The 23,010-nt window shown below is 71.4% G+C and carries 21 protein-coding genes; 9 read left to right on the top strand and 12 right to left on the bottom strand.

Features of this window, described 5'->3' with window-relative positions; translation table 11 throughout:
• The first annotated feature begins 144 nt into the window (after nucleotides 1–144).
• Nucleotides 145–714, top strand: a complete 570-nt coding sequence (locus tag ACZ7L5_RS28010; protein ID WP_471519773.1) for a GlcG/HbpS family heme-binding protein — start codon at nucleotides 145–147, stop codon at nucleotides 712–714.
• Nucleotides 715–735: 21 nt separating this feature from the next.
• Here ACZ7L5_RS28010 and ACZ7L5_RS28015 read toward each other — a convergent pair whose 3' ends face one another.
• Nucleotides 736–1,320, bottom strand: a complete 585-nt coding sequence (locus ACZ7L5_RS28015; protein ID WP_471520195.1) for a TetR/AcrR family transcriptional regulator — start codon at nucleotides 1,318–1,320, stop codon at nucleotides 736–738.
• Nucleotides 1,321–1,445: 125 nt separating this feature from the next.
• Here ACZ7L5_RS28015 and ACZ7L5_RS28020 point away from each other — a divergent pair, with 125 nt between their 5' ends.
• Nucleotides 1,446–1,874, top strand: coding sequence for a nuclear transport factor 2 family protein (locus ACZ7L5_RS28020; RefSeq protein WP_471519775.1), 429 nt, complete (start codon nucleotides 1,446–1,448; stop codon nucleotides 1,872–1,874).
• The gene (locus ACZ7L5_RS28025; protein WP_471519777.1) at nucleotides 1,871–2,752 is read left to right on the top strand and encodes an NmrA family NAD(P)-binding protein; all 882 of its coding nucleotides are present in this window, start codon (nucleotides 1,871–1,873) and stop codon (nucleotides 2,750–2,752) included. The genes ACZ7L5_RS28020 and ACZ7L5_RS28025 overlap by 4 nt, the downstream gene beginning before the upstream one ends.
• 170 nt (nucleotides 2,753–2,922) lie before the next feature.
• Here the strand turns inward: ACZ7L5_RS28025 and ACZ7L5_RS28030 are convergent, their stop codons facing one another.
• From ACZ7L5_RS28030 to ACZ7L5_RS28045, 4 genes are read right to left on the bottom strand one after another with little or no spacing between them, the layout of a single operon-like run.
• On the bottom strand, nucleotides 2,923–3,939 hold the full coding sequence (locus tag ACZ7L5_RS28030) for a peptidogalycan biosysnthesis protein (RefSeq protein WP_471519778.1): 1,017 nt from the start codon (nucleotides 3,937–3,939) through the stop codon (nucleotides 2,923–2,925).
• Nucleotides 3,936–5,243: an MFS transporter gene (locus ACZ7L5_RS28035; RefSeq protein WP_471519780.1), complete on the bottom strand. Its 1,308-nt coding sequence runs from the start codon at nucleotides 5,241–5,243 to the stop codon at nucleotides 3,936–3,938. The genes ACZ7L5_RS28030 and ACZ7L5_RS28035 overlap by 4 nt, the downstream gene beginning before the upstream one ends.
• Nucleotides 5,240–6,499: an ATP-grasp domain-containing protein gene (locus tag ACZ7L5_RS28040; RefSeq protein WP_471519782.1), complete on the bottom strand. Its 1,260-nt coding sequence runs from the start codon at nucleotides 6,497–6,499 to the stop codon at nucleotides 5,240–5,242. The genes ACZ7L5_RS28035 and ACZ7L5_RS28040 overlap by 4 nt, the downstream gene beginning before the upstream one ends.
• A 3-nt stretch (nucleotides 6,500–6,502) precedes the next feature.
• A complete protein-coding gene (locus ACZ7L5_RS28045) occupies nucleotides 6,503–7,753 on the bottom strand; it encodes an ATP-grasp domain-containing protein (protein ID WP_471519784.1) in 1,251 nt (416 codons plus the stop codon).
• Nucleotides 7,754–7,969: 216 nt separating this feature from the next.
• Between ACZ7L5_RS28045 and ACZ7L5_RS28050 the strand changes: the two genes are divergently transcribed.
• The 3 genes from ACZ7L5_RS28050 to ACZ7L5_RS28060 all read left to right on the top strand — a co-directional run bounded on the left by ACZ7L5_RS28050 (nucleotide 7,970) and on the right by ACZ7L5_RS28060 (nucleotide 12,397).
• Entirely contained in the window at nucleotides 7,970–9,409 is a 1,440-nt protein-coding gene (locus ACZ7L5_RS28050; RefSeq protein WP_328883608.1) for a coproporphyrinogen-III oxidase family protein, read from the top strand.
• Entirely contained in the window at nucleotides 9,406–10,473 is a 1,068-nt protein-coding gene (locus tag ACZ7L5_RS28055; RefSeq protein ID WP_471519786.1) for a DUF1152 domain-containing protein, read from the top strand. The genes ACZ7L5_RS28050 and ACZ7L5_RS28055 overlap by 4 nt, the downstream gene beginning before the upstream one ends.
• Nucleotides 10,474–10,774: 301 nt before the next feature.
• A complete protein-coding gene (locus ACZ7L5_RS28060) occupies nucleotides 10,775–12,397 on the top strand; it encodes a sigma-70 family RNA polymerase sigma factor (RefSeq protein WP_471519788.1) in 1,623 nt (540 codons plus the stop codon).
• 66 nt (nucleotides 12,398–12,463) lie between these two features.
• Here the strand turns inward: ACZ7L5_RS28060 and ACZ7L5_RS28065 are convergent, their stop codons facing one another.
• The 7 genes from ACZ7L5_RS28065 to ACZ7L5_RS28095 form a co-directional block, all read right to left on the bottom strand.
• Nucleotides 12,464–13,897, bottom strand: coding sequence for an aminobutyraldehyde dehydrogenase (locus ACZ7L5_RS28065; protein ID WP_471519791.1), 1,434 nt, complete (start codon nucleotides 13,895–13,897; stop codon nucleotides 12,464–12,466).
• Nucleotides 13,890–15,224 carry a flavin monoamine oxidase family protein gene (locus ACZ7L5_RS28070; protein ID WP_471519793.1) on the bottom strand — a complete coding sequence of 445 codons (1,335 nt, stop codon included), beginning with the start codon at nucleotides 15,222–15,224 and terminating at the stop codon, nucleotides 13,890–13,892. Before ACZ7L5_RS28070 ends, ACZ7L5_RS28065 begins: the two co-directional genes overlap by 8 nt.
• A 74-nt stretch (nucleotides 15,225–15,298) precedes the next feature.
• The gene (locus ACZ7L5_RS28075; protein ID WP_471519795.1) at nucleotides 15,299–16,369 is read right to left on the bottom strand and encodes an ABC transporter ATP-binding protein; all 1,071 of its coding nucleotides are present in this window, start codon (nucleotides 16,367–16,369) and stop codon (nucleotides 15,299–15,301) included.
• 5 nt (nucleotides 16,370–16,374) lie between these two features.
• Entirely contained in the window at nucleotides 16,375–17,259 is an 885-nt protein-coding gene (locus ACZ7L5_RS28080; protein WP_363032131.1) for an ABC transporter permease, read from the bottom strand.
• Nucleotides 17,256–18,155, bottom strand: coding sequence for an ABC transporter permease (locus tag ACZ7L5_RS28085; RefSeq protein ID WP_471519798.1), 900 nt, complete (start codon nucleotides 18,153–18,155; stop codon nucleotides 17,256–17,258). Before ACZ7L5_RS28085 ends, ACZ7L5_RS28080 begins: the two co-directional genes overlap by 4 nt.
• A gap of 3 nt (nucleotides 18,156–18,158) precedes the next feature.
• Nucleotides 18,159–19,283, bottom strand: coding sequence for a polyamine ABC transporter substrate-binding protein (locus ACZ7L5_RS28090; protein WP_471519800.1), 1,125 nt, complete (start codon nucleotides 19,281–19,283; stop codon nucleotides 18,159–18,161).
• Nucleotides 19,284–19,476: 193 nt separating this feature from the next.
• Nucleotides 19,477–20,670 (bottom strand): aromatic ring-hydroxylating oxygenase subunit alpha, encoded by a 1,194-nt coding sequence (locus tag ACZ7L5_RS28095; RefSeq protein WP_471519802.1) that lies wholly within the window; start codon nucleotides 20,668–20,670, stop codon nucleotides 19,477–19,479.
• A gap of 430 nt (nucleotides 20,671–21,100) precedes the next feature.
• Here ACZ7L5_RS28095 and ACZ7L5_RS28100 point away from each other — a divergent pair, with 430 nt between their 5' ends.
• The 3 genes from ACZ7L5_RS28100 to ACZ7L5_RS28110 are packed head-to-tail and all read left to right on the top strand — an operon-like array spanning nucleotide 21,101 to nucleotide 23,010.
• Nucleotides 21,101–21,529: a hypothetical protein gene (locus tag ACZ7L5_RS28100; RefSeq protein WP_471519804.1), complete on the top strand. Its 429-nt coding sequence runs from the start codon at nucleotides 21,101–21,103 to the stop codon at nucleotides 21,527–21,529.
• The gene (locus ACZ7L5_RS28105) at nucleotides 21,526–22,764 is read left to right on the top strand and encodes an NADH-ubiquinone oxidoreductase-F iron-sulfur binding region domain-containing protein (protein WP_471519806.1); all 1,239 of its coding nucleotides are present in this window, start codon (nucleotides 21,526–21,528) and stop codon (nucleotides 22,762–22,764) included. Before ACZ7L5_RS28100 ends, ACZ7L5_RS28105 begins: the two co-directional genes overlap by 4 nt.
• A gap of 54 nt (nucleotides 22,765–22,818) precedes the next feature.
• Nucleotides 22,819–23,010, top strand: coding sequence for a ferredoxin (locus ACZ7L5_RS28110; RefSeq protein WP_362379586.1), 192 nt, complete (start codon nucleotides 22,819–22,821; stop codon nucleotides 23,008–23,010).

Raw genomic sequence — 23,010 nt, forward strand, 5'->3', positions numbered from 1 at the left:
CGGATGACCCCGGCGTCGTCCGTCGCGCTGCCCCCACGCAGCCGGAACGTCGACGGTCCGGGCCCCGTTTCGGGCCGAGGGTGGAGAGCGGACGAAGCGGGGCGGCAACCGGGCCGCCCGCCCGCCGAAGGAGTGGACCGACCCATGAACCCCGTGCACAAGAAGTTCTCCCGCCGCGCTCGCGTCGCCACCGGCGGTGCCGTGCTCGCCGTCGTCGCCCTGGCCGGCTTCGGTGCCGTGTCCGCCAACGCCTCGGCGCCCGCCGCGACGCCCGCGACCGCCACCTCGGCCAACGCGCCCGCCCGGGCCACCACCACCTCCACCCACCTCACGATCGACGCCGCCACCAAGGCGGCACAGGCCGCGCTAGACGCCGCCGAGAAGGAGAACCAGCGCGTCACCGTCGCCGTCGTCGACCGCAACGGCAACACCATCGTCACCCTGCGCGGCGACGGCGCCGGCCCGCAGTCCTACGAGTCCGCCGAGCGCAAGGCGTACACCGCGGTCTCCTGGAACGCCCCCACCTCCCAGCTGGCCGAGCGCCTGGAGCAGGCCCCCAACCTCAAGGACATCCCCGGCACCCTGTTCCTCGCGGGCGGCGTCCCCGTCGCGGCCGGCAACGCGCCCATCGCCGGCATCGGCGTCGCGGGCGCTCCGTCCGGCGCGCTGGACGAGAAGTTCGCGCAGGCGGGGGCGAACTCAGTGGCCCGCTGACCCGCTGACGTCCGGACCGCTTCACGCGCCGCTGCCGAGCACTCCGGCAGTGAACCTCGCCAGCTGCACGCGCAGCTCCTCGCGTGGCACCGCCTTCGCCCCGGCCAGGTATTCGACGAGGTCGGCCCGGGTGGCGGCGAGCAGCGCGTGGGCGGCGAAGTCGCTGCCGGACACGCCCGGGACGCGGTCCAGGAGATCGCGGAGCAGGGAGTGCCAGTGCTCGTAGTGGTCCGCGTGGTAGGGGCTGTCGGCACCGGTTGTCTCAAGTGCCAGTGCGAGATGCCGGTTGTCGAGCTTGAAGCACAGGACGGCGTCGAGCAGGGCCGGTACGCGCTCAAGGGGCGGCGTGGCCGGGCCCAGCGGCGCAGGGCCCTCTTCCACGGCGATCCTCAGGGGTTCGAGTCGCGCGCTCACCAGTGCGTGGATCAGGCCCGTGCGGTCACCGAAGGCGCGGAACAGGGTCGCCTTGCCGACGCCGGCCGCTGCCGCGATGTCGGCCATGGTGACCTCGTCGGGGCTCCGGCATTCGGCGAAGAGCGTGTCGGCGGCCGCGAAGGCCGCTGCCCGGTTGCGGGTCGCGTCCTTGCGGGGCCTGCGTTCGGCCATGGGGGTCGGCATGGGACTCCTCCGTTGCTCCTCCGTCGCTCCTCCGCTTGAAAAGCGGACCGGTGGTCCGTATCGTTCACGGAAGAAGCGGACCGCTGGTCCGTATCGTACGGGAGGACACGCCCATGCCCGCAACCACCTCACCGGCAGATCTGTACCGCCACAGCCTGCGGCTGCTGCTGGACAAGGACATTCCCGCCTGGGTCGGCCTCTGGGCCGAGGACGGCGTCATGGAGTTCCCCTTCGCTCCCACGGCCTGGCCCGCGCGACTCGAGGGCCGGGAGGCCGTCGCCGACCACATGCGGGACTACCCGGACCACATCGACCTGCACGACTTCCCCGACCTGCGGATCCACGAGACGACCGACGCCGGGACCATCGTGGTCGAGATGCGCGGGGTGGGCCGTGTGGTCGAGACCGGAGGCGCCTTCGAGATGACCTACATCGCCGTCGTGACCGTCCAGGACGGTCGCTTCACCTCCTACCGCGACTACTGGAACCCCCTGGCGGTCCAGGCATCCGGCGTGGACTTCACCGGGAGCAGCGCCCGATGACCGTCACCCGCACCGCCCTGGTCATGGGCGCCACCGGCACCACGGGCAGCCGTACCGCCGCACAGCTGATCGCCGCCGGCCACCGCGTCAAGGCCGCGAGCCGTCGAGCCACCCTGCTGCCGGGCACCGAACCGGTCCGCTTCGACTGGTACGACCCCGCCACCTTCGGCGCCGCCCTCACCGGGGCCGACAGCGTCTACCTGGTGCCGCCGATCGGCGATCCGGACCCGGCCGCGGTCATGCTGCCCTTCCTCCGGCAGGCCCGCGCCTGCGGTGTGGAGCGTGCCGTACTGCTGAGTTCCTCGGCGATCCCCGAGGGCGGCCCGGCGGTGGGAGCGGTGCACCGGGCCCTGCCCGGCCTGTTCGACGAGTGGGCGGTGCTGCGGCCCTCGTGGTTCATGCAGAACTTCACCGGCACCCACGCCCACGCCGACAGCATCCGCGACCACGGCGTCATCCGGACCGCCGCCGGGGGCGGACAGGTCGGCTTCGTCGACGCCGAAGACATCGCCGCCGTCGCCGTACGCGCCCTGACCGACGAGCGCGCCCCCGACTCGGACCTGATCCTGACCGGGCCGGAAGCACTCAGTCACGACGACATCGCCGCGATCGTCACCCAGGTCACCGGCCGCCGCGTCACCCACGACCGCCTGACCTACGACGACATGCGCGACCGTCTCGCCGCGGTGATCCCGCTGGAGTTCGCCACGATGCTGGCCGACATGGACCGCGCCATCGCAGGGGGAGCGGAGGACCGGACCACCGACACCGTCCTGCGCCTGACCGGCCGCCCGCCGAACGGGTTTCGGGTGGTTGCGGAACGGGAGCTGGCACCGACGCAGCCTCAGCCGGTGCCGGAGACCGGTCCGACCCGGTAGGGGAGCGTCGCCGCCGCGCCGGTACGGACACCCGCCCCGCGGGGCAGGATGACCCTCATGGCGAGCATCGTCGTACCGGGTGCCGCGCTCGGCGGCCGCCGGGCCCCTCGCGGTCGGAGGTCCTCGAAGCCCTCAGCGCCCAACGGCGAGTGCCTGGGACTCGGCGCACCTCATGCACGCCCCTCCGCCCGCGTGTCGTCGAGCGCGTACAACCCACTGACCCGCGCACCACGCAACCGCTTCGCCTCGATCGCCTTCATCCCGGCGTGCAAGGCGGTCGTGCCATGGCGGTACGCGTCCTCGATCGGCTCGTAGTAGGTGAGGGCGAAGTACGCGAACGGAGCCGGGCTTTCGGGGTCGATGCCGACCGCGCGCAGCCAAGTGGTGCTGCCCTGGTGGTAGTAGAGGCAGAAGCCGGTCATGCGGGGACCGTCGTAGGCGGCGACGACTCGGGCGCGTTCGCCCATCGCGTCGGCCTGTCGTTTCAGCAGGCCCGTCATCGCGTCGGTGTCGTCACCGTGGCCGTGGGATCGCTGCAGCGCCGCCAGCAGCCGTCCGGCGTCCGCGTAACAGTCCATGAGGTACTGGCGACGTACGTCGAGCCCCGCCGCTTCGAATGCCGCACGTTCGTGCCGTATCGCCACGCGGCGCTTGGACGGCAGGGCCGCCAGGTAGTCGTCGAACCCGGCGCCGGGCAGCGGGATCGTCGCGTCGTCCTCCATGTGGTGCGGGGGCGTGTCGTACAGGGGCGCGAGCCGTCGCGTGGCGGGCTCGGTCAGATAGGGCCACCAGTGCGAGGTCCCGTGCCGGCCGGCGTGGTCGCGTGCCGCATCGCGGAGCAGGGACAGGCACTGGAGCTCGACATCGCCGGGAAGGCGCGGGTCGGTCAACGGCGTGCTGTGGTAGCCGCGTCGGGCGCCCGCGATCACACGCGGCCTCTCCGCGCCGGGCGGCAGGTGTGTGGGCTCGTAGTAGGTGTTGGGCTCGTTGTGCACGAGGTGCAGGGGCGCGGCCGCGGCCAGGGCGCCGTCGTGGTCGCGGATCAGCGCGTACGAGACGGTCGCGGTGGGGTCGCTCTCCTCGCCGGCGAGCCAGCGGTGCGACAGGTACACCCCCGCGTGCTCCGCGACCCGGTCCCAGTCCGCCGCCGGCACGGCGTGGACGCTGCTGACGATCTCGGTCTTCATGTCTGCTGCCTTCCGCCCTGCGCGGCAGGGGACTTGAGGGCGGGGATCACCGCAAGGGCCAGGAGACACGCCACGCCCTGCACGGTCCAGGGAAGCAGGGCGTGGGCGTCGAGGAGGCCGGTGAACAGGGCGGGGGCGGCGATGTTGCCCGCGGACCAGGAGAGTTGGTACAGGCTCTGCCTGCTGCCGCGGGCGGCGCCGGGGGTGAGCGTCACGGACAGCTCGCTGACGGCCGGCGAGTAGAAGATCTCGGCGAGGCTGAACAGCACGATCGCAAGTACCAGTGCCGGCCATGCGGGCAGGTCGGCGTCGGGCAGCGCCGGCGCGGCGAACGCCAGCATGGCGCACACCAGCAGGACATGACCCAGGGCCATGGTGTGCCGGGGCTGCACGGGGGCGGCGTGTGCCGTCAACGGGCTGGTGAGGGTGGAGACCATCGCGGTGTTCACCACGAGCAGGATGCTCGCGGACCAGGCAGGCAGCCCGAGTGTCTCGGTGGCGTACACGGCGATGAGCACCGACAGCATGGCCTGGGACAGGACGAAGGGGATGTTGCATGTCACCAGGAGCAGGTATCGGCGCATGTCGCCGGCGCCGGACCTGGCGCGTGCCGCCCGGTCCTCGCTCGGCGGCTCTTCGGGGATGCTCTGCGGCGGCGGGCTTGTCGGAACGGACTGGGGCGGCGGGCTCGTCGGAACGCGCGCGAAGCAGAACGCCGCCAGCAGATACAGCGGTGCCGCCGTGACGACGAGCCACGTCAGGGCGTCCGTGCCGAACAGTGCCAGCGCGCCTGCCGCCAACAGCGCCCCCACACCGATGCCGATGTTGCGCAGGCTGCCGGTGAAGGCGAACCAGCTGCGCGTCTCCGCGGCCGGTGCGGCGTGCAGGATCAGCGTGCGCTGTGCCGTGTAGTAGGAGTTGATGCCGGACTGCACCAGAAGGTAGGCGCAGGCGATCTGCCAGGGCCGCTCGGCGAGGAGGAAGGAGAGGAAACCGGCCGCGCTGACGACATTGGCGATGACGGTGAGACGTCTGGGCCCGCGCCGGTCCATGACCCGGCCGGCGACGAAGACGACGGGCAGGGCGGCCAACTGGCCCGCGGTGACGGCCGCTCCGACCGCGGCCAGGGGAAGATCGCGCACGGTCGTGAAGTACAGCAGGCCCAGCGGCAGAAGCATGCCGTTGCCGAGGGAGTCGATGAGGTTGCCGGTGATGAACCGGCCGTGTCCGCGTGTGGCCGGGATGCCGAGCACGCGACGCAGCCGGGACCCACGGGGCGCACGGGGCGTGACGGTGCCGGTCATGGGGTGAGCAGGGCCCGGATCTTGCCCAGAATCTCCTGACGCGGCCAGCCCACTGTCCGGTGCAGCTCCTCCAGTTGCTTGACGGTCTGTTGCTCGTCGCCCTCCGCGAGCGTGAACACGACGATGTCGCCGTGACTGGTGTCGTCGATCACCAACTCGTGGGCCGTCACCAGATCCAGACGGTCAGTCAGTTCCGTTTGTGCCCGCTCCGGCAGGCGTTCGGGGGAGAGGAACTCGATGGCCCATCCCGTACGTCGCACGGGGGCCGGGCTGTAGTGGCCGCGGGCCATGGCCGCCAGGGCGTCGAACGTGTTCGTCGTGGAGGCGGCGCAGCACAGTGTGGTGGCGCCGCCGATCCGGGGGTTGATCTCCAGGACCACGTACCGGGAACCGGTGTAGATCATGTCGACGTTGACGGAGCCGTGGACGCCGAGGTCCTCGCACAAGGCGATCAGCTTCGCCGCGACGGGTTCGAAATCGGCGTCGGCCTGCGGCCGCGGCCCGCACCAGCGCAGGTCGGCGAAGGTGAACACCGGCTCGGTGCCCGCCGTGCCGGTCCAGCACACGGGCAGTACTCGGTACTTGCCCGGCTCGCCCACCACATCCACCGAGCACAGCGCTCCCCCCACGCACTCCTCGATCACCGCGGACACCTCGGGCGGATCGGCGAGGTACGCATCCAGAGCGGCGGCGTCGGGCAGCGCCCTGATCCCCATGCTGGTGGAGTCCCACAACGGCTTGGACAGGAGCGGATAGCCGATGCCGGCGGCCGAGGCGCGCAGGGCGTCCGTGTAGGCGGGAAACGCCACGCCGCGCCCGGCGAGCAGATCGGAGTCGACCTTGACGCCACGCGGGGTGTCCAGGCCGGCGCGGGCGAGGAGTTGCTTGGTCTCCCACTTGTCGCACAGGGCCAGGGTCGACGGCAGCGGGGTCATGACCGTGGGGATGCCCCGGGCGTCGAGGATTGCCTTGACGGTGGCGTCCCGCAGCGCGTTCTCGCAGGGCAGGGAGATGGACACGGCGGCGTCCGCGCCCCACGCGGCGACCTCGTGGGCGAGTTCGGCGGGTGTGACAGCGGCGTCGAGGCGGCGGCGCGTGCCGGGGAAGTCCCGTTCGTCAGCCGTACCGTGGGTGTGGAACACGCAGCTCTCGATGCCCTGTCGGGCCAGGTCGCGGACGGTTCGCTGGATATAGGGGTCGGCGCGTCGGATCTCCACGGACCGCAGAAACGCGATCTTCCGGACGGGACTGGGCACGGATCAGCTCACTTTCACCAGGGAGTCGGCGATCACTTGGCCGGCAAGGCGGCGGGCCTCGTCGACGGACGCGGCGCGTGCCACGACGTGCCCGACCCGGCCGGAACTGTCGGAAGGTTCGGGCACCCGTTGTCCGGGACGAATGTCGATGTGGCTGTGGGTGCCGGGCACGTCGGGAATGAGGACGTCCTCCACCGTGCCCGCCCGGTCGGGCAGCAGAAAGCGCAGCGCGGCCGCCTCCTCGCGGGTCGGCGCGATGTGCGGCAGCTGCCCGGTGACGGCCTGCAGATAGGCGACCGCTTCACTGACGCCGGTCGCGGCCTCGACGATCTCGCAGATGTTGTCGCCGGGCAGCCGGGCCCCGGTCTCTATGACGACAGGCTCGCCGCCAGGAGGGACCTTCACCTCGGTGTGGGCGATGCCGTTGCGCACCCCGACGGCGAGGGCCGCACGCGCCGCGGTGTCCTGGATCGCCCGTACCGTGCGCGGGTCGAGGCCGGCCGGGCAGGAGTGCCCGGTCTCCACCCGGTAGGTGCCCGCTGTGGTGTCCTTGCGGACCACGGGCAGCGGATAGGGCACGCCCTCGTGCACGACCGTGTCGGCGGAGAACTCCTCGCCGGGCACATAGCTCTGCAGCAACACCCGTGAGTCCAGCGGCAGACCGTGCGGCTCGGCGCGGGTGAACCGCCCGGCGGCGGCCACCGCGGCATCGAGTCCGTCCGGGCCCGCCACCACGCTCACGCCCCACGAGCCGCCCTGCTCGGCCGGCTTGACGACCAGCGGCCACCCCAACCGGCCGGAGACGGCGACGGCGTGCGCCTGCTCGGCGCCGGTGACCACCGCCTCCGCGGGGGCCGCCACGCCCGCCGCGCGAAACGCCTCCCCCATGACGATCTTGTTGCGGGCCGCCTTGGCGCGCAGCGGATCGTTGCCCGGCAGCCCGAGGCGCGCGGCGAGCAGGGCGGCCAGCGGGGTCAGCAACTCCCAGCAGACCGCGACTCCTGCGATGCGATGCTCCCGGCAGAACACCTCCATGTCGTCCAACGCGCGCTTGGTGTCGGCCAGTTCGGTCAGGCACACCCCGGCGAGGCCGCGGGCCAGCCACGGCTCGTAGTCGGCGTGCACCCGCTCGTCGGTGGCCGCGTACAGCCGTATGCCCAAGCGGTCGACTGCGTCCGCGAGGAAGCGTCCCGCATTGCCCATCGGCTCGATCACCATCACGCCGGTCGTGCCCGGCTCGTCGCTGCTGTCCACGAACCCAGTGGATCGGTCACGGCGGCGCGCCGTCCATCGGGCTGTTCTCTGAAAACAACTTGCTGATGACAGGCCCGAGTTGGCCGAAGCCACAACGATGACGTCCCGCGGGGGTGTGGGAGTTGGTGCACAACACCGATAGCTTCAACAAATTGTTGCGTGTTCGGATCGGGGTGCACGGTCAACCGAACGGCATGGTGCGAAGGAGTCATCCTCGTGAACAGCCCGCACGACCAGCTCGCCGAGTACATCCAGCAGGGCGTCATACCCCCGTACCAGTACTCGTATCCGCCCCGCTCCACCTACCGGCCGCTCGACGAGGGCGCCTGGGACGTCCACGACGTGTGGGCGAGGGACCTGGCCAACCACCCGGTCCCGGAACTCAACCTGTATCTGCACGTCCCGTTCTGCCGCTACAAATGCGGGTTCTGCAACCTCTACACCGTCATCTCCACCGACGAGGACCTGTACGACGCCTACACCGACGCGCTCTGTACGCAGCTCCGCGACCACGCGGAGATCATCCGGGCGCGCCGGCTGCGGACCGTCTACATCGGCGGCGGCACGCCCGCACTGCTGTCGACCCGGCACTTCGAGCAGATCTTCGCCACCCTCGGCGAGATCTACCCCAACTGGCGTTCCACCGTCGAGGAAGTGGCCCTTGAGGCCACCCCGGACTCCATCGTCGCCGACCCCGACGGCTTCGGCCGGCTCCTCGACATGGGGCTGACGCGCGCCAACATCGGTATCCAGTCGCTGGTCCCGCAGGAGATCCGCGAAGCGGGGCGGGGCCAGGCGGGCGAGGACGTCATCCGCCGGGCCGTCGAGATCGTCCACGAACGCGGACTGCCGGACCTGTCGACGGACCTGATCATGGGATTCGCGGGGCAGACCCCCGAGACCTGGCGGCACTCGGTGGACGAGCTGGCCAAGCTCGCCCCGACGACGATCTCCACCTACTTCCTCACGGTGCGACCGGACGCGTGGTTCTCCAGGACCGGCGCGTACCAGTACATGTGGAAGCCGGAGCTGTACGAGCGCTACGACTACGCCCGCGAGGTGTTCACCGCCCATGGCTACGTCCAGGAGGGCTCCGTCCGCTACAAGAAGCCCGGCCGCGGCGGGTACGTGCAGAAGGTCCTCACCTTCCACGGCGTGCCCCTGCTCGGCCTCGGTGTCGGCGCCCGCTCCTACAGCTCCGTCCTCGACTACATGACCGGCAGCGTCAAGCCGTCCCTGAGCGAGGTCGCCGACTACATCGAGAACGCCAGGGCCCACCGCCTCCAGCCCACGACGGGATTCGCCCTCACCCCGGAGGAGATCGTCCGCAAACGGCTCGTGCTCGACACCTTCGACCTCGACCTGTCCGAACTCGACCGCTTCGGCCTGGACGCCATCGCCCCCGAGGTGGACCGGATCCTCGACGCGGCCCAGGCCAACGGCTTGATCCACCGCGTCGGCCCGCGTCGCGTCCAGCTCACACCCAAGGGCTTCAAGTACCGCGACATCTTGTCCTGGATGTTCTACTCCGACCACGTCAAGAAGCTCGACCGCGAGTACTACGAGGGCCTCCACGAGGTGAACACGCGGGCGCGCAAGAACATGGGGACGCCGGTGCGGATCACCGGTATCGGCACCGCACGGGAGACGGTGTGAGCGACCTGTTCATCGCCGCGGGCGGCGGCGGGGACCCCGTGGGGACCGCGATCACCGCGGCGACCGTGGGCCGCGTCCTCACCGGCACACCCCTCGGCGAGACCACGATCGCCACGTACGCCTGGGAACGCCTCGAAGTAGACCCCACCCCCGGTCCGCTCGGGGCCGTGCACTTCGCCGGCCTCGCACACCATGCGGGCATGCCGGTGATCGCCCCCACCACGCGTCCGATCCCGCCCGCCGGCTCCACGCTGCCCGCCCTGGCGGCCGACCTGCCGGCACGCCTGGCCCTGCTCGACCCATGGCAGGGGCTGCCGGCACTGGCCGAACAGATCCGACGCCTGGCGGACACCGGACACGACCACGTCCGCATCGTCGACGTCGGCGGCGACGTCCTCGCGCACGGCGACGAGGACACCCTGTGCAGCCCCCTCGTGGACGCCCTGGTCCTCGCCGCCTGCCGGCTCGCCGGGGTGCCCGCCACCGTGTACGTCGCCGGGCCCGGAGCCGACGGGGAGATCCCCCAGGCCGACGTACTGGACCGGCTGGACGGCGACGCTTTCACCCCGCTCGCGCAGGACGTGGCCGCGGTCCGCGCAGCCCTGTCCTGGCACCCCTCGGAAGCCTCCGCCCTGTTCGCGGCGGCCGTCGACGGCGTACGCGGACCGATCCGTACGGTGAACCACCTCATCCCGCTCACGGACGCGTCCGCCCGCATCCACTCCGCCACCCTGGACGATGCCCTCGCCCACAACACGGTCGCCGCCCACCTGCTCGGCGTACTGCCGCCGACCCTGGAGGCCGCCGCCGACCTCTCGGCCGAGCTCACGCAGATCCATGAGCTCGACCGAGAGCGCGTCGCGGCAGCGGAGCCGTCGGCACCCGCCCGAGCCGCGCTGCCCTGGACCGAACCGGCCGCATGGGAGGCGATACGTGACGCGGCGCAGGGCGCCCCGCATGTCACTCTCCGATTCGCCGCCCTCGCTCTCGGCTTGACCTGGCGTCAAATCCCGTCCCTACGCGCTCTGTTGGGTGCGCGGGGTCCGGTGCTGGCCGTGGCCTGAGACGGGCGCACGATTCGGCGTCGCAGCGCGTTGCGGCGCCGAATCGGCGGAACAGGTCACGGTATTTGATAACTCACCGGCATACGGCTGTACTTAACTGTCAAAACACACACAAACAGGACGCTCCCGGCGGGGAGTCGTGAAGGTTTTCAGGCCGATGTGACTTTCCCCATTGCGCCGCCCGAACGGTCCCGTGAGTCTCTCGTGGAACATGCGTCCGAAGAACTGTTATCCCGGGCTCACCGATCGATCTCCCAAGTATCGGACAGCATCGTTCGGCGTCGAGGACAGGGAAGTTTTGATGAGTACAGAGCGCAACTCGGAGTCGGTGGCACTGGTGATCGCTGCCCGGGGCGGCGAGCCGGCGGCTCAGGACGCCCTGGTCGGCGCGTACCTCCCGTTGGTCTACAACGTCGTGGGGCGGGCGCTGAACGGCTCGGTCGACGTCGACGACGTCGTGCAGGAGACGATGCTGCGCGCCCTCGACGCGCTGGGCGGGCTGCGTGCTCCCGAGAACTTCCGTTCCTGGCTCGTCGCCATCGCGATGAACCAGGTGCGGGCGCACTGGCATGCCCGGCAGTCGGTCCCGGGCGGAGTCGAGGTGGCCGAGGATCTCGCGGATCCGGGCGCCGACTTCGTGGACCTGACCTTGATGCAGCTCCAGCTGTCCGGGCAGCGCATGGAGACCGCACGGGCGACCCGCTGGCTGGAGCCCGACGACCGGGGGCTGCTGTCGCTGTGGTGGCTGGAGTGCGCCGGCGAGCTGACGCGGGCCGAGGTCGCCGAGGCCCTGGAGCTGTCGCCGCAGCACACGGCGGTCCGGGTGCAACGGATGAAGGCTCAGCTGGAGGCGGCCCGCGTGGTGGTGCGGGCCCTCGACGCACGGCCACGCTGTGAGGAACTGCAAGGCGTGCTGGCCGCCTGGGACGGCCGGCCCTCGGCGCTGTGGCGCAAGCGAATAGCCCGGCATGCCCGTGGTTGCTCCCATTGCTCCGGTTTGTGGAGCGGTTTGATGCCCGCAGAGGGGCTGTTGGCCGGTCTGGCGCTGGTCGCCGCGGCACCCGCGCTGCTGGAGAGCGTGCTCTCCGCCGCCGGCGGTATGGCCCTGGCCGGCTCGGCGACCCAGCTGAGCGCGTCGGGAGGCCACGGCAGGTCGGGCCGGGGAGCCGGCGCCCGGTCCGCGTCCCGTACCGAGGCGCGGCGCCGCCGCCGCAACCGCCGCCGGGCCGTCGGAGGCGCAGTCGTGGCGGCCTGCGTGGCGGGCGGCGCCCTGTGGTACTTCGACACGGACCCCGGAACCGGCAAGGAGGAGACGGCCGCCGCGGGGACCCCCGGCGCTCCCGCCGCGGAGCTCTCGGAACCGAGCCCCATCGACACCTCCCCGTCGGCGTCGAAGTCGCCGTCCCCGTCCGCATCGCCCTCGAAGAAGGCGAGCCCCTCCAAGTCGTCCCGCCCGACGAAGAAGAGCGTGCCGGACCCCCGGCCCTCCAGCCGGCCGACCCGTACCGCGACCAGCACCCCGCAGACACAGGCGGCCCCGTCGGGCGCCGTCGCGCAGGTGGTCGCGCTGGTGAACAAGGAGCGGTCGGCGGCCGGCTGCGGTCCGCTGTCGGAGGACTCCAAGCTGAACCAGGCCGCGCTGCGCCACTCCGAGGACATGGACGCCCGCGACTTCTTCGACCACACCAACCCGGACGGCGCCGACCCCGGGCAGCGCGTCACCGCCGCGGGCTACACCTGGTCCACGTACGGAGAGAACATCGCCCAGGGCCAGCAGACGCCCGAGGCGGTGATGGAGTCCTGGATGAACAGCCCGGGCCACCGTGCCAACATCCTCAACTGCTCGTTCAAGGACATCGGCGTGGGCATCCACAGGGCTTCCGGCGGCCCGTGGTGGACCCAAGTGTTCGGCGCCAAGCAGTGAAGCCGAAGCCGAAGCCGAAGCCGTAACCGAAGCCGGGGTCGGCGGCAGCGTCCGTGCCGCCGCCCGTCACAGCATGACGTGCTTGACCTGTGTGTAGTCGAGCAGGCCGGTCATGGAGAGGTCGCTGCCGTATCCGGAGTGGCCCACGCCGCCGTGCGGCATCTCCGACACCGTCGTGCCATGGGTGTTGACCCAGACGATGCCGGTCCGCAGCGCACGGCTCGCACGCATCGCCCGGTCGTGGTCGCGGGTCCAGACGCTCGCGGCGAGTCCCTGGGTGACTCCGTTGGCCAGGCGGAAGGCCTCGGCCTCGTCGGTGAAGGGCTGGACGGTGACGACCGGCCCGAACACCTCGCTGCGTACGATCTCGTCCTCCTGCCGTACCCCGGCGACCACCGTGGCCCGGTGGAAGTAGCCGGGGCGGGGCAGCGCGGAGCCGCCCGTGACCACCTCGGCGTGGTCCGGCAGCCGCTCCAACAGGCCGCTGACGCCCGCCAGTTGAGCGGCGTTCGCGAGCGGCCCGAAGTCGGCGTGCTCGTCGTCCGGGGCGCCGGGCAGCAGTCGGGCGGCCCGGTCGGCGAAGAGGTCCAGGAAGGTGTCGTGGATCCGCCGGTCGACCAGGATCCTGGTCGCGGCCGTGCAGTCCTGGCCCGCGTTGTAGTAGGCCAGCGACGACAACTGCTCGACCGCGTCGTCGAGATCGGCGTCCGCGTGGATCAACACCGGCGCGTTGCCGCCGAGTTCCAGGTGCAGCCGCTTCAGGTCGGCGGCTGCCGCGGCGGCGATCTGCTGTCCCGCGCGGACGCTTCCGGTGACGGCGACGAGCCGGACGTGCGGATGGGCGACGAGGGAGCGTCCGGTGTCACGGTCGCCGCACACGACGTTGAGCACGCCGGGCGGCAGATGCTCGGCGGCCAGCCGGGCCAGGAGCATGGCCGACGACGGGGTCGTGTCGGAAGGTTTCAGGACGACCGTGTTGCCGGCGGCCAACGCGGGGGCGACCTTCCACACGGCCATCATCAGGGGGTAGTTCCACGGGGTGATCTGGGCGCAGACGCCGACCGGCTCGCGCCGCAGCACGGAGGTGCGGCCCGGCGTGTACTCCGCGGCGGCGGCGCCCGGCAGATTGCGGGCGGCTCCGGCGAAGTACCGCAACACGTCCACGATCGCTGGGAGTTCGTCGCCCAGGAACAGAGCGCGCGGCTTGCCCGTGTCGGCCACTTCGGCGCCCGCCACCGCACCGGCCTCCCTCTCCAGGGCGTCGGCGATCCGCAGCAGTGCGGTCTGCCGCTCGGCCGGAGTCGTCAGCGACCAGCCGGCAAAGGCTTCCTCGGCCGCCCGGCAGGCCGCGTCCACGTCCTCGGCGCCGGAGAGCGGCGCCGTGCCGTGCAGGAGTCCGGTGGCCGGATCGATCAGCCTGAGGGTGGCGCCGGACGCGGCCGGCACCTCCTTTCCGCCGATGTGGTTGAGGACGATTGCGAGGTCGTCGGTGTCAGCCACGGCGCAGCGCCTCCTCGGCGGCGGCGCGGCCGGTGCGGACGGCGCCCTCCATGTATCCGGCGACCCACTGGTCGGAGCCGCAGACGTAGAACGGCGGTTCGTGCGTGCCGTGCAGCGGACCGACGGCCATGACCTCGCCCGGCGGCCACTGGGTGACGTATCCCTGGGTCCACGGGTCGGTGCCCCACAGCCGCAGATGGCAGGCGGCCGGCCGCAGTGCCTCGTCGCCGAACATGCCGGCCATCTCGGCGAGCAGTTCGGGCGTGCGCAGATGAGGTGGCGTCCCGAGCAGGACGCCGTAGCGCTCGGGCGGGATCAGGGCCGACAGGACACCCTCGTTCTGCGGCCAGGTGCTGCCCAGCACCCCCTCCGCCTCGGACAGGCCGTTCAGGTCGGCGTCCCGCCAGAAGGGGCGGTCGTAGACGGCGGCGAACTTCGCGGCCGTCGCGTGGCGTTGCCGGTGCAGGGAGGCGAGCCGGGCCTCGCTGACTCCGCCGATGGCGACATCCCGCAGCGGTCCGACCGGCAGTGCGCTCACCACAGCCGTCGCGGTGAGGACCTCACCGGTGACCAGGCGTACGGTGCAACGGCCGGGGCGGATGTCCAGGGCGGCGACGGGGGAGCCCAGCCGGACGCGCGGGCCCAGTTCACGGCCCATCACCTCCGCGAGCGTCGCCGAGCCGTCCGCGAGCCGCAGTCCCTCCCAGTCGTCGTAGTCGTAGTCGCCCTGACCCGATCCGGGCACCGCCGCGCTCTTGCGCAGCGCGGCCAGCAGCGAGATCCGCTCGTACGAGCCGCCGGCCAGAGCGAGTTGGCCGATCTCCCACAGCCGTACGACGGCAGGAGAGGCCTGCCGGGAGCGAAGCCAGTCGGCCACGGACAGCCGGTCCAGGGCACTCGCGTCGGGGTGCGACCACGGGTCGTCGGGGTCGACCGTGGCGGCGAGGGCGCCGAACTCCGCGCCGAGCCGCTCGTGCAGGGCCGCGTCGCCGGGGCCGAACCAGTGCGGGGGATCGCCGGCCGAGCTGCCCTCCGGCGTGGCACGGGTCATGCGGCCGGGTTCGGCGACATAGCTGGGCACCAGCTCCAGGCCTAGTTCCTTGGCCAGTTGCAGGTACGCGGTGTGGGCATGGCCGACCACTTCGCCGCCCAGCTGGACGAAACGGCCGTCGGGGGTGTGGGTCTGCTCGACCCGGCCGCCGACGCGGTCCCGGGCCTCCAGGACGAGCACGTCGGTGCCGGCGGCGGCCAGGTCCCGGGCGGCACTCAGGCCCGCCAGACCGGCGCCGAGCACGATCACGTCGTGATGCATCAGCTTCGCTTTCATGACAAGAGCTCGTACGACAGAGCTGGTGAAGAGACAGCTCTGTCGTACGGCAGAGCTCGTGAACTGACAGAGGGTCAGGCGAGGACCAGACAGTGCTCGGGCCGCCAGCCGAACTCCACCGTCTCGCCGCCGCTCCAGCGGTCCTCCATGCGGGCTCGGGCCGTGTTCTGCTCCAGCACCGACAGCGTGACGCCCGGGGCGAGTTCGATGAGGTAGGTCGTGGTCGGGCCGCTGTAGACGGTCTCGCGGATCACGCCGCTCAGCATCGACATGCCCGGCTCGAAGTCCGACAGCCAGATCTTCTCGGGGCGCACGGACACGCTCACCGCGGTCCCGTCCGCGATGTCGGAGCGGGAGCCGACGGGCAGGGCGGGCCCCTTCTCCAGGGTCACCTCACCGCCCCGGTAGGTGCCGGTCATCAGGTTGGAGGTGCCCATGAAGGAGGCGACGAAGCCGGTGGCGGGGTGCTCGTAGATGTCCTCGGGGGTGCCGCACTGCTCGATGCGGCCCGCGTTCATCACCGCGATCCGGTCGGACATGGTCAGCGCCTCGTCCTGGTCGTGGGTGACGAAGACGAAGGTGATGCCGACCTCGCGCTGGATCTGCTTCAACTCCACCTGCATCTGCCGGCGCAGCTTCAGGTCGAGGGCGGCCAGCGGCTCGTCGAGCAGGAGGACGGCCGGACGGTTGACCAGCGCCCGGGCCAGGGCGACGCGCTGCCGCTGCCCGCCGGAGAGCGTACGGGGCCTGCGGTCCGCGAACCCGGCGAGCTGGACCAGGTCCAGCATCTCCCCGACGCGCTGCCGGATCTCGGTCTTGGCGACGCCTGCGCGCTTGAGACCGAAGGCGACGTTGTCGGCGATGCTCAGGTGATCGAACAGGGCGTAACTCTGGAAGACCGTATTGACGTTGCGCTTGTTGGGCGGCAGCGCCGTCACGTCCTCGCCCGCGAGCAGCACCGATCCCTCGGTGGGGTCGCTGAACCCGCCGATCATGCGCAGCGAGGTGGTCTTGCCGCAGCCGGACGGGCCCAGCAGGGAGAAGAAGTGGCCGGCCTCGATGTCGAGGTCCAGGTGGTGCACGGCGTAGGAGTCGGCGTACTGCTTGGAGACGCCGTCGAGCCGGACGGCGGGGGTCGCGTCCATGGAAGTCACTCCCCGGAGAGGATGTCGAGGCCGCCGCGGCGGCCGAAGAGGCGCGGGATGAACAGGGCCAGGGCGATCAGGGCGATGGATCCCGCGAGCATGAGCGTGCCGACCGCGTTGATGGTGGGCTGCACCCCGAAGCGGATCGCCGAGTAGATCCGCACCGACAGCGGCTGCGGGTCGACGCCGGTGGTGAAGTAGGCGAGCACGAAGTCGTCGAAGACCAGCGCGAAGATCAGTACGGCCGCGGCGAGCACGGCGGGCAGCAGGGCCGGCAGCGTCACCAGCCGGACCGCCTGCCAGCGGGTGGCGCCGAGGTCCATCGCGGCCTCCTCGACCTCCGGGTTCAGTGCGGCGACCCGGGAGCGCAGGATGACCGTGACGTAGGAGATGGAGAAGGTGATCTCGGCGAGCATCACGGTGCCGGTGGACAGCGGTATGCCCAGCCCCTTGAACAGCAGCATCGACGCCACGCCCGTGACGATCTCCGGCGTGATCAGCGGAACCAGCATGATCAGCCCGGCCAGCGAGCCGAGCCGGGTGCGGCACCGGACCAGTCCGAGGGCCAGCGCCACTCCGAGGAGCACCGAACCGGCCATCGCCACCAGGGAGATGCGCAGGCTGGTGCCCAGGGAGGCGATGAGGACGTCGTCGTGGACGAAGGCGCGGTACCAGCGGAGGCTGAAGCCGTCGAACACGGTCAGCGATTTCTGGGAGTTGAAGGAGAACAGCGCCACCACCGCGATGGGCAGATAGAGCAGCGCGAAGAACAGCCCTGTCACGGCGATGAGACCGCGGGGCCTGCGGCCTGCTCGGCCGCGTCGCGTGCGGGTCCGGGCCTTCGGACGGGCCGCCGGGGTGGTGGCGGTCGGCAGTTTGAGCAGGGTCATCCGCGGGCCTCCGCCTCGTCCTTGCGGGTACGCCGCAGATAGCCGAGCATCCCGATCAGCAGGACCAGCATCAGCAGCATGGTGAGCGCGGAGCCCAGCGGCCAGTTCTGGCCCTGGAAGAACTTGTCCTGGATGAGGTTGCCGATCATGATCTGGTCCGGGCCTCCCATGAGCTGTGCGCTGACGAAGTCGCCCATGGCGGGCAGGAAGACCAGGACGAGCCCGGCCGCCGCGCCCTGCCGGGTGGCGGGCAGGGTGACGAAGAAGAAGGTGCGTACCGGGCCGCCGTACAGGTCGCGGCCGGCCTCGATGAGGGAGACGTCCAGCCGTTCCAGGGCCGCGTACAGCGGGATGATCATGAAGACGACGAACCCGTAGACGAGTCCCGCGACCACGCCGAGGCCGCTGTTGAGGATCTTCGTGCCGTCGTCGGCGATCCCGACCGCGCGCAGCGTGCGCAGCACGGGCCCGTCGTCGGAGAGGACCACCGACCAGGCGTACATCCGCACCAGGTAGTTGGCGAAGAACGGCACCACGATCGCGGCGATCAGCGCGTGCTTGTACCGCCCGCCGTACAGGGCGATCGTGTACGCCACCGGATAGGCGATCAGCAGAGAGATCAGGCAGGTCAGCAGGGCGTAGCCGAGGGAGCGGGCCATGACCTCGGTGTAGGCGGGGTCCGCGAGCGCACGTATGCCGGCCAGGCTGAAGCCGAAGCGGGGGTTGCCCAGTTCGTCGGTGGTGCCGACGGCGAGGACGCCGACGAGGACCAGCGAGGCGATCAGGAAGCCGGTCATCCAGAGGGTGCCGGGCAGCATGAGCCAGGTCCAGATACGGGTGCCGTTCGCGTTCGGGCCGCGGCGCCGGCTGCGTGAGGAGGGGCGGGGCAGTGCCATGGATCAGCCCGCCTTCACATGGGTCCAGGCGGCGTCGCGGGCGTCCTCCGCCGCGCGGTTTCCGTTCCGGAAGAACCGGTCCGCCGTCAGGTCGTCCTGGGTGACAAGGCACTCGGGGAACGGTTCGACCAGGCTCGCGTAGACCTTCTCGGTGCCCGCGACCGGCATCGGGTAGCCGATGTACTCGATGTTCTTCTTCACGTTCTCCGGCCGCAGCATGTAGTCGATGAACAGCATCGCGGTGCCGGGGTGCGGGGCGTTCCACGGGATGGCGTAGCAGTCGGAGTTGATCGGCGTGCCCTCCTTGGGGGCCTGGAACCCGAACACGGCGGGATCGTCGGCCTGGTTGAGCATGGCGGCCATGTCACCGCTCCACGCCTGCTGGATCAGCGCGTTGCCGTTGAGGAGGTTGTTGTAGCTGTCGCTGGAGAAGCCGCGCAGCCGTGGCCGCAGGGTGCCCAGCAGGGAGGTGATGCGGTCGAGGTCGCCGCTGTCGCCGGTGCTGACGTCGAGACCGAGGGCGAGGGCGCCCATGCCGAGGACCTCGTCGCGGTCGTCCAGCAGGAAGACCTTTCCCTTGGCCCGGTCGCTCCACAGGTCCCGCCAGGAATCGGTGAGCTCACCGATCTTGTCGCGTCGCCAGCCGATGCCGGTCTTGTACGCGGTGAACGGGATGGTGTGTGCGGAGCCGGGGTCGTACCAGGGGTCGGCGAAGTACGCGTAGGCGCCGAAGATGTCCCGCGAGTGAGCGAGCTGGGAGTGGTCGATACGGCGCAGCCGGCCCCCGCGGACCAGCCGCTGGGCCCACTTGGCCGTGGGGAAGATGATGTCGTAGCGGTTGCCGGCGTTGAGCTTGGCGACCATGCCTTCCATCGAGTCGAAGTTCGACTGGATGACCTTGACGCCGTACTCCTTCTCAAAGCCCTTGAACACGGACGGGTCGACGAAGTCGGCCCAGTTGAAGTAGACGAGATCGCCGTCGACGCGCGCCTTCACAGGCGCCAGCTGTTCGGCGTCGGGCGTTTTCGCGGGCATGAACCCGCAGCCGCCGGCCGCGGCGCCCAGCAGGCCGCAGGCGCCCGCCCGTAGAAAGGCGCGTCGGGACGGCGGTATTGCCTCGGGGGACATGAACGTCCTCTCCGTCGAGGAACGGCACAACTCCAGGGCGGGACCGGCTGGTCGGCTCACTTGGGGCCCTGATTCCGCAGTGAAGACCGGTCTGGGGAGGGTGCGTGCGCGCGTCAGACTGCGCGCGATAAGGCGGCACGCAGGCCTGCGGCGGCCTCGTGCGGATGCGGCGGACGCGCCGCGCCGAAGGGCGTCACCCGGCGTCCCCCTCCAGGTCCTCCCGGACCCGGCGGGCGAACCAGCCGACGGCGACCTCGCGCTGCGACAGCGGACCGGGCTCGAAACCGGGGGTGCGCATACCTGCCTGCACGCGCTCCACGAGCTCGGCGTCCTCGTCGTTGGTGACCCAGCCGATGTGGATGTTGATCCGCCGGGCCAGCCGGGTGCGGACGCTCTCCCCGTGCCGGGTGTAGAAGCCGCCCGGAATCGCCGCCCGGTCCTGGGCGGTCGGCAGGGCGGTCCACGCGAGCACGTGGTCAGGGTAGAAGTCGATGAGCGTATTGGGATAGATCACGGCGTACCGCCACACCCTCCGGTCGGCCTCGGTCAGCCCCGGCATCGGGGTCGCCAGCCGCTGATAGAGCCGCTCGGTCCAGTTCGAGGACGGCTTGTCACGCAGCGGCGACTCGAAGAGTACGTAGTTCTCCTGCACGTCCACCGTGTACGCCTGGTAGTCGAGCAGTCGCATGAGGGAGGGATGCGCCACGGGGACGTGGTAGCCCTCCAGATAGTTGTCGACGATCACCTTCCAGTTGGCGTTCTGCTCCTCGCCGTCCGAGACGTCGTGGATACGGTGCTTGCCGACCGGGACCAGGCCGGGCCCGGCGTAGCGGCCGACGGCCTCGGCCAGCCCGGCGCAGCTCTCGGCGAGCGGGGTCGCCTCCATGTCCAGGTTGACGAAGACGAAGCCGAGGAATGACTCGACGTTGACCGGGTGGAGCCCGAGCCGGGGCTTGTCCAGGCAGGGGATCCGACGGGCCTCGGGGGCTCCGACCAGCCGTCCGTCCAGCTTGTAGGTCCAGCCGTGGTACGGGCAGCGGATCGCCTTGCCCGACGGCTCCGGCTCGGTGACCAGGCGGGTGCCGCGGTGCCGGCAGACGTTGAGGTGGGCGGCGAGTCCGCCGTCCTCGGTGCGCACGACCAGCACCTCACGGCCGGCGGCGGTGGCGGTCAGCCGGGCGCCGGGCCCGGGGAGGTCGGACTCGTGACAGACGAGCTGCCAGGACTTGGCGAAGATGCTCTCGGTCTCGGCCTCGGCGATGGCCGGATCCGTGTAGTAGCGGGCGGGCAGCGCTTCCCCGGGGTGATCGAGGGGCGACCGGGCCGGCTGTGGCGACTCCGGCTGGGGAGCGGAGACGGTGTCTGCCCGTGTGGTCGAGGGATGCATTGGGGTCCTCCTCCGCGCCGCTGCGGCGGCGATGGGCGGTGAGGGTGAGGGCCGGTACGGACGGCCGGTGGGGCGCCAGGTCTGCACGATGCAGGGCGCCGGACCAGCCGCAATCCGGCTAACTGATTGGTTAGTCAGAGTGGGACCATCGAGGTGGCAAGTCAAGACTTGTGGGCTGACTAATTAGTTAGTTAGTCTCCTGGCAGGCGGATGGCCCGGGACCCGCAGACCGATGCCCGGGCGCACACCGCAAGCCCGCGGACCACCGTCCGCGCCACAGCGGGCGTCCGGATCCGGACACCCCGCACAGCTCCCGCCCCTTCGCGTCACGGCACCGGAGCATCCGCAAGCACGTCATCCCGACTCACGTCATCGCCGCGCCACCCCCGTCTCCGGACCACCCGGGGACGGTGCGAACCCGGAGGCACGCATGAGCGCTCGCCGCAGTCTCGTATGGCTCGGCCTCACACCGGAGCCCGAACAGGAACTGCCCACCGCGGTGGCCGCCCTGCGCGCCCCGGAGGACGGCAGCCCGCCGCCGGCCATGGTCACCGCCGAACGACACCGCGTCGAGCGACTGGTCCTGCGCGGTACACAGCGCGGCTGGCTGCGCTACCTCGGCGAGGTCACCGACCTGGTCGTCGAGGCTGCCGCCGGCTCCGGCACCGCCGATCCACGGGCGGCGCTGGTGGCGGGCGAGGTCGTCCTCGACCACCACCGCATGCTGATCGGCCTGCCCGGCGCCGGTTATGCCCGCACCGCGACGCAGCGCCGGGATCTGGAACGGGCGCTGGGACTCCTGCGAGCCCGCCGCACCCCTGCCCGCAATGGACACCACCAGCCCAGGAGCACCGTATGACCGGCGTGTACTCCCTCCTCCCCGAAGGGCGCCACGGCCTGCTCGCTCCGCTCGGAGGCGGCGAGGACATCGACGGCTACCTCGCCGTGGGCGGTTACGCGCCGCTCGTCGCCCCGGACCGCCTGCTCGACCGCATCGCCGCGACGGGACTGCGCGGCCGGGGCGGGGCCGGGTTCCCCGCCGCCGTCAAACTTCGTGCCGTCCGTGATGCACCACCCGGCCCGCGCGTGGTCGTCGCCAACGGGGAGGAGGGTGAGCCCGGCTCCGTAAAGGACCGCTGGCTGCTGCGGCACCGCCCGCATGTGGTCCTCGACGGTGTGCGGCTGGCCGCGGCCATGACCGGCGCCGAACGCGGATTCGTGTACCTCTCCGACGACCGCGCCGAGCAGGCCGTGCGACAGGCGCTCACCGAGTCCGCGCCCGAGGTGCGCATCGACGTCGTCCGCACGCGGCACACCTACGTCGCGGGGGAGGAGAGCGCGGTCGTACGCGCTGTCGACGGCGGCCCGGCGCTGCCCACGGCGAAGCCTCCGCGCCCGTTCGAGAGCGGTGTCGGCGGGGCGCCCACGCTGGTCGCCAATGTGGAGACCCTGGCCCGCGTCGCGGCGATGTACTCGCGTCCGGACGAGGCGGACTCCGTCGCCGGAGCTCATCTGGTGACCCTCTCGGGCGCAGGGCCCGCCGGTGCCGCGCTGGCCGAGGTCCCCGCCGGTACGCATCTGAAGGTCCTCGCCGACCTGTGCGGACACGGTACGGCCACCGCGGTCGTACTGGGCGGCATGTTCGGCGGGCTGTACGGCGAGGGCTGGACGGACCTGCCCCTCGACCACGACCGACTGAAGGAGGCCGGCGGAGCCCTCGGCTGCGGAGCCCTGCACTTTCTGCGCCCCGAGGACTGCCCGGTCGGCGTGGCCGCCGAGGCCACCGCCTATCTGGCCGCCCAGAGCGCCCGGCAGTGCGGGGTGTGCGTGTCCGGCACCGGGGCGCTGGCCGCAACGCTCATGGCCGCGGCCCGCGGCGAGGCCGGCCACGACTCCGTCGACAAGCTCCGCCGCTGGTCGCAGCAGTTGCCCGGCCGCGGGGCCTGCGGGCTGCTGGACGCCGCCGCTCGCATTGTCGGCAGCCTCCTCGCCCACTTCCCCGACCGAATCGACGCCCACCGCCGCTCCGGCTGCCCCGCCTGCGAGGGCGCGGCACCCGAGGACGGGCGCCGGTTCACGGTGCCGGTGCCCTGAGCCGCATTCATGCCCCGTACGCCCCCGACCCCGCCGCACCGAAAGGACCGCTCCATGAAACTCCTGCTTGACTCCACCCGCTGCCAGGGCTACGGCCTCTGCCAGGAACCCGCACCCGAGCTGATCGACCTCGACGAGTGGGGCTACGCCCAGATGCGCGCGACCGACGTGCCGCAGGGCGACGAGGAAGCCGCCGAGGCCGCTGTCGCCGCCTGCCCCAACGCTGCGCTGCGGCTGGTGAAGTGA

The organism is Streptomyces sp. NPDC107528 (assembly GCF_055639295.1).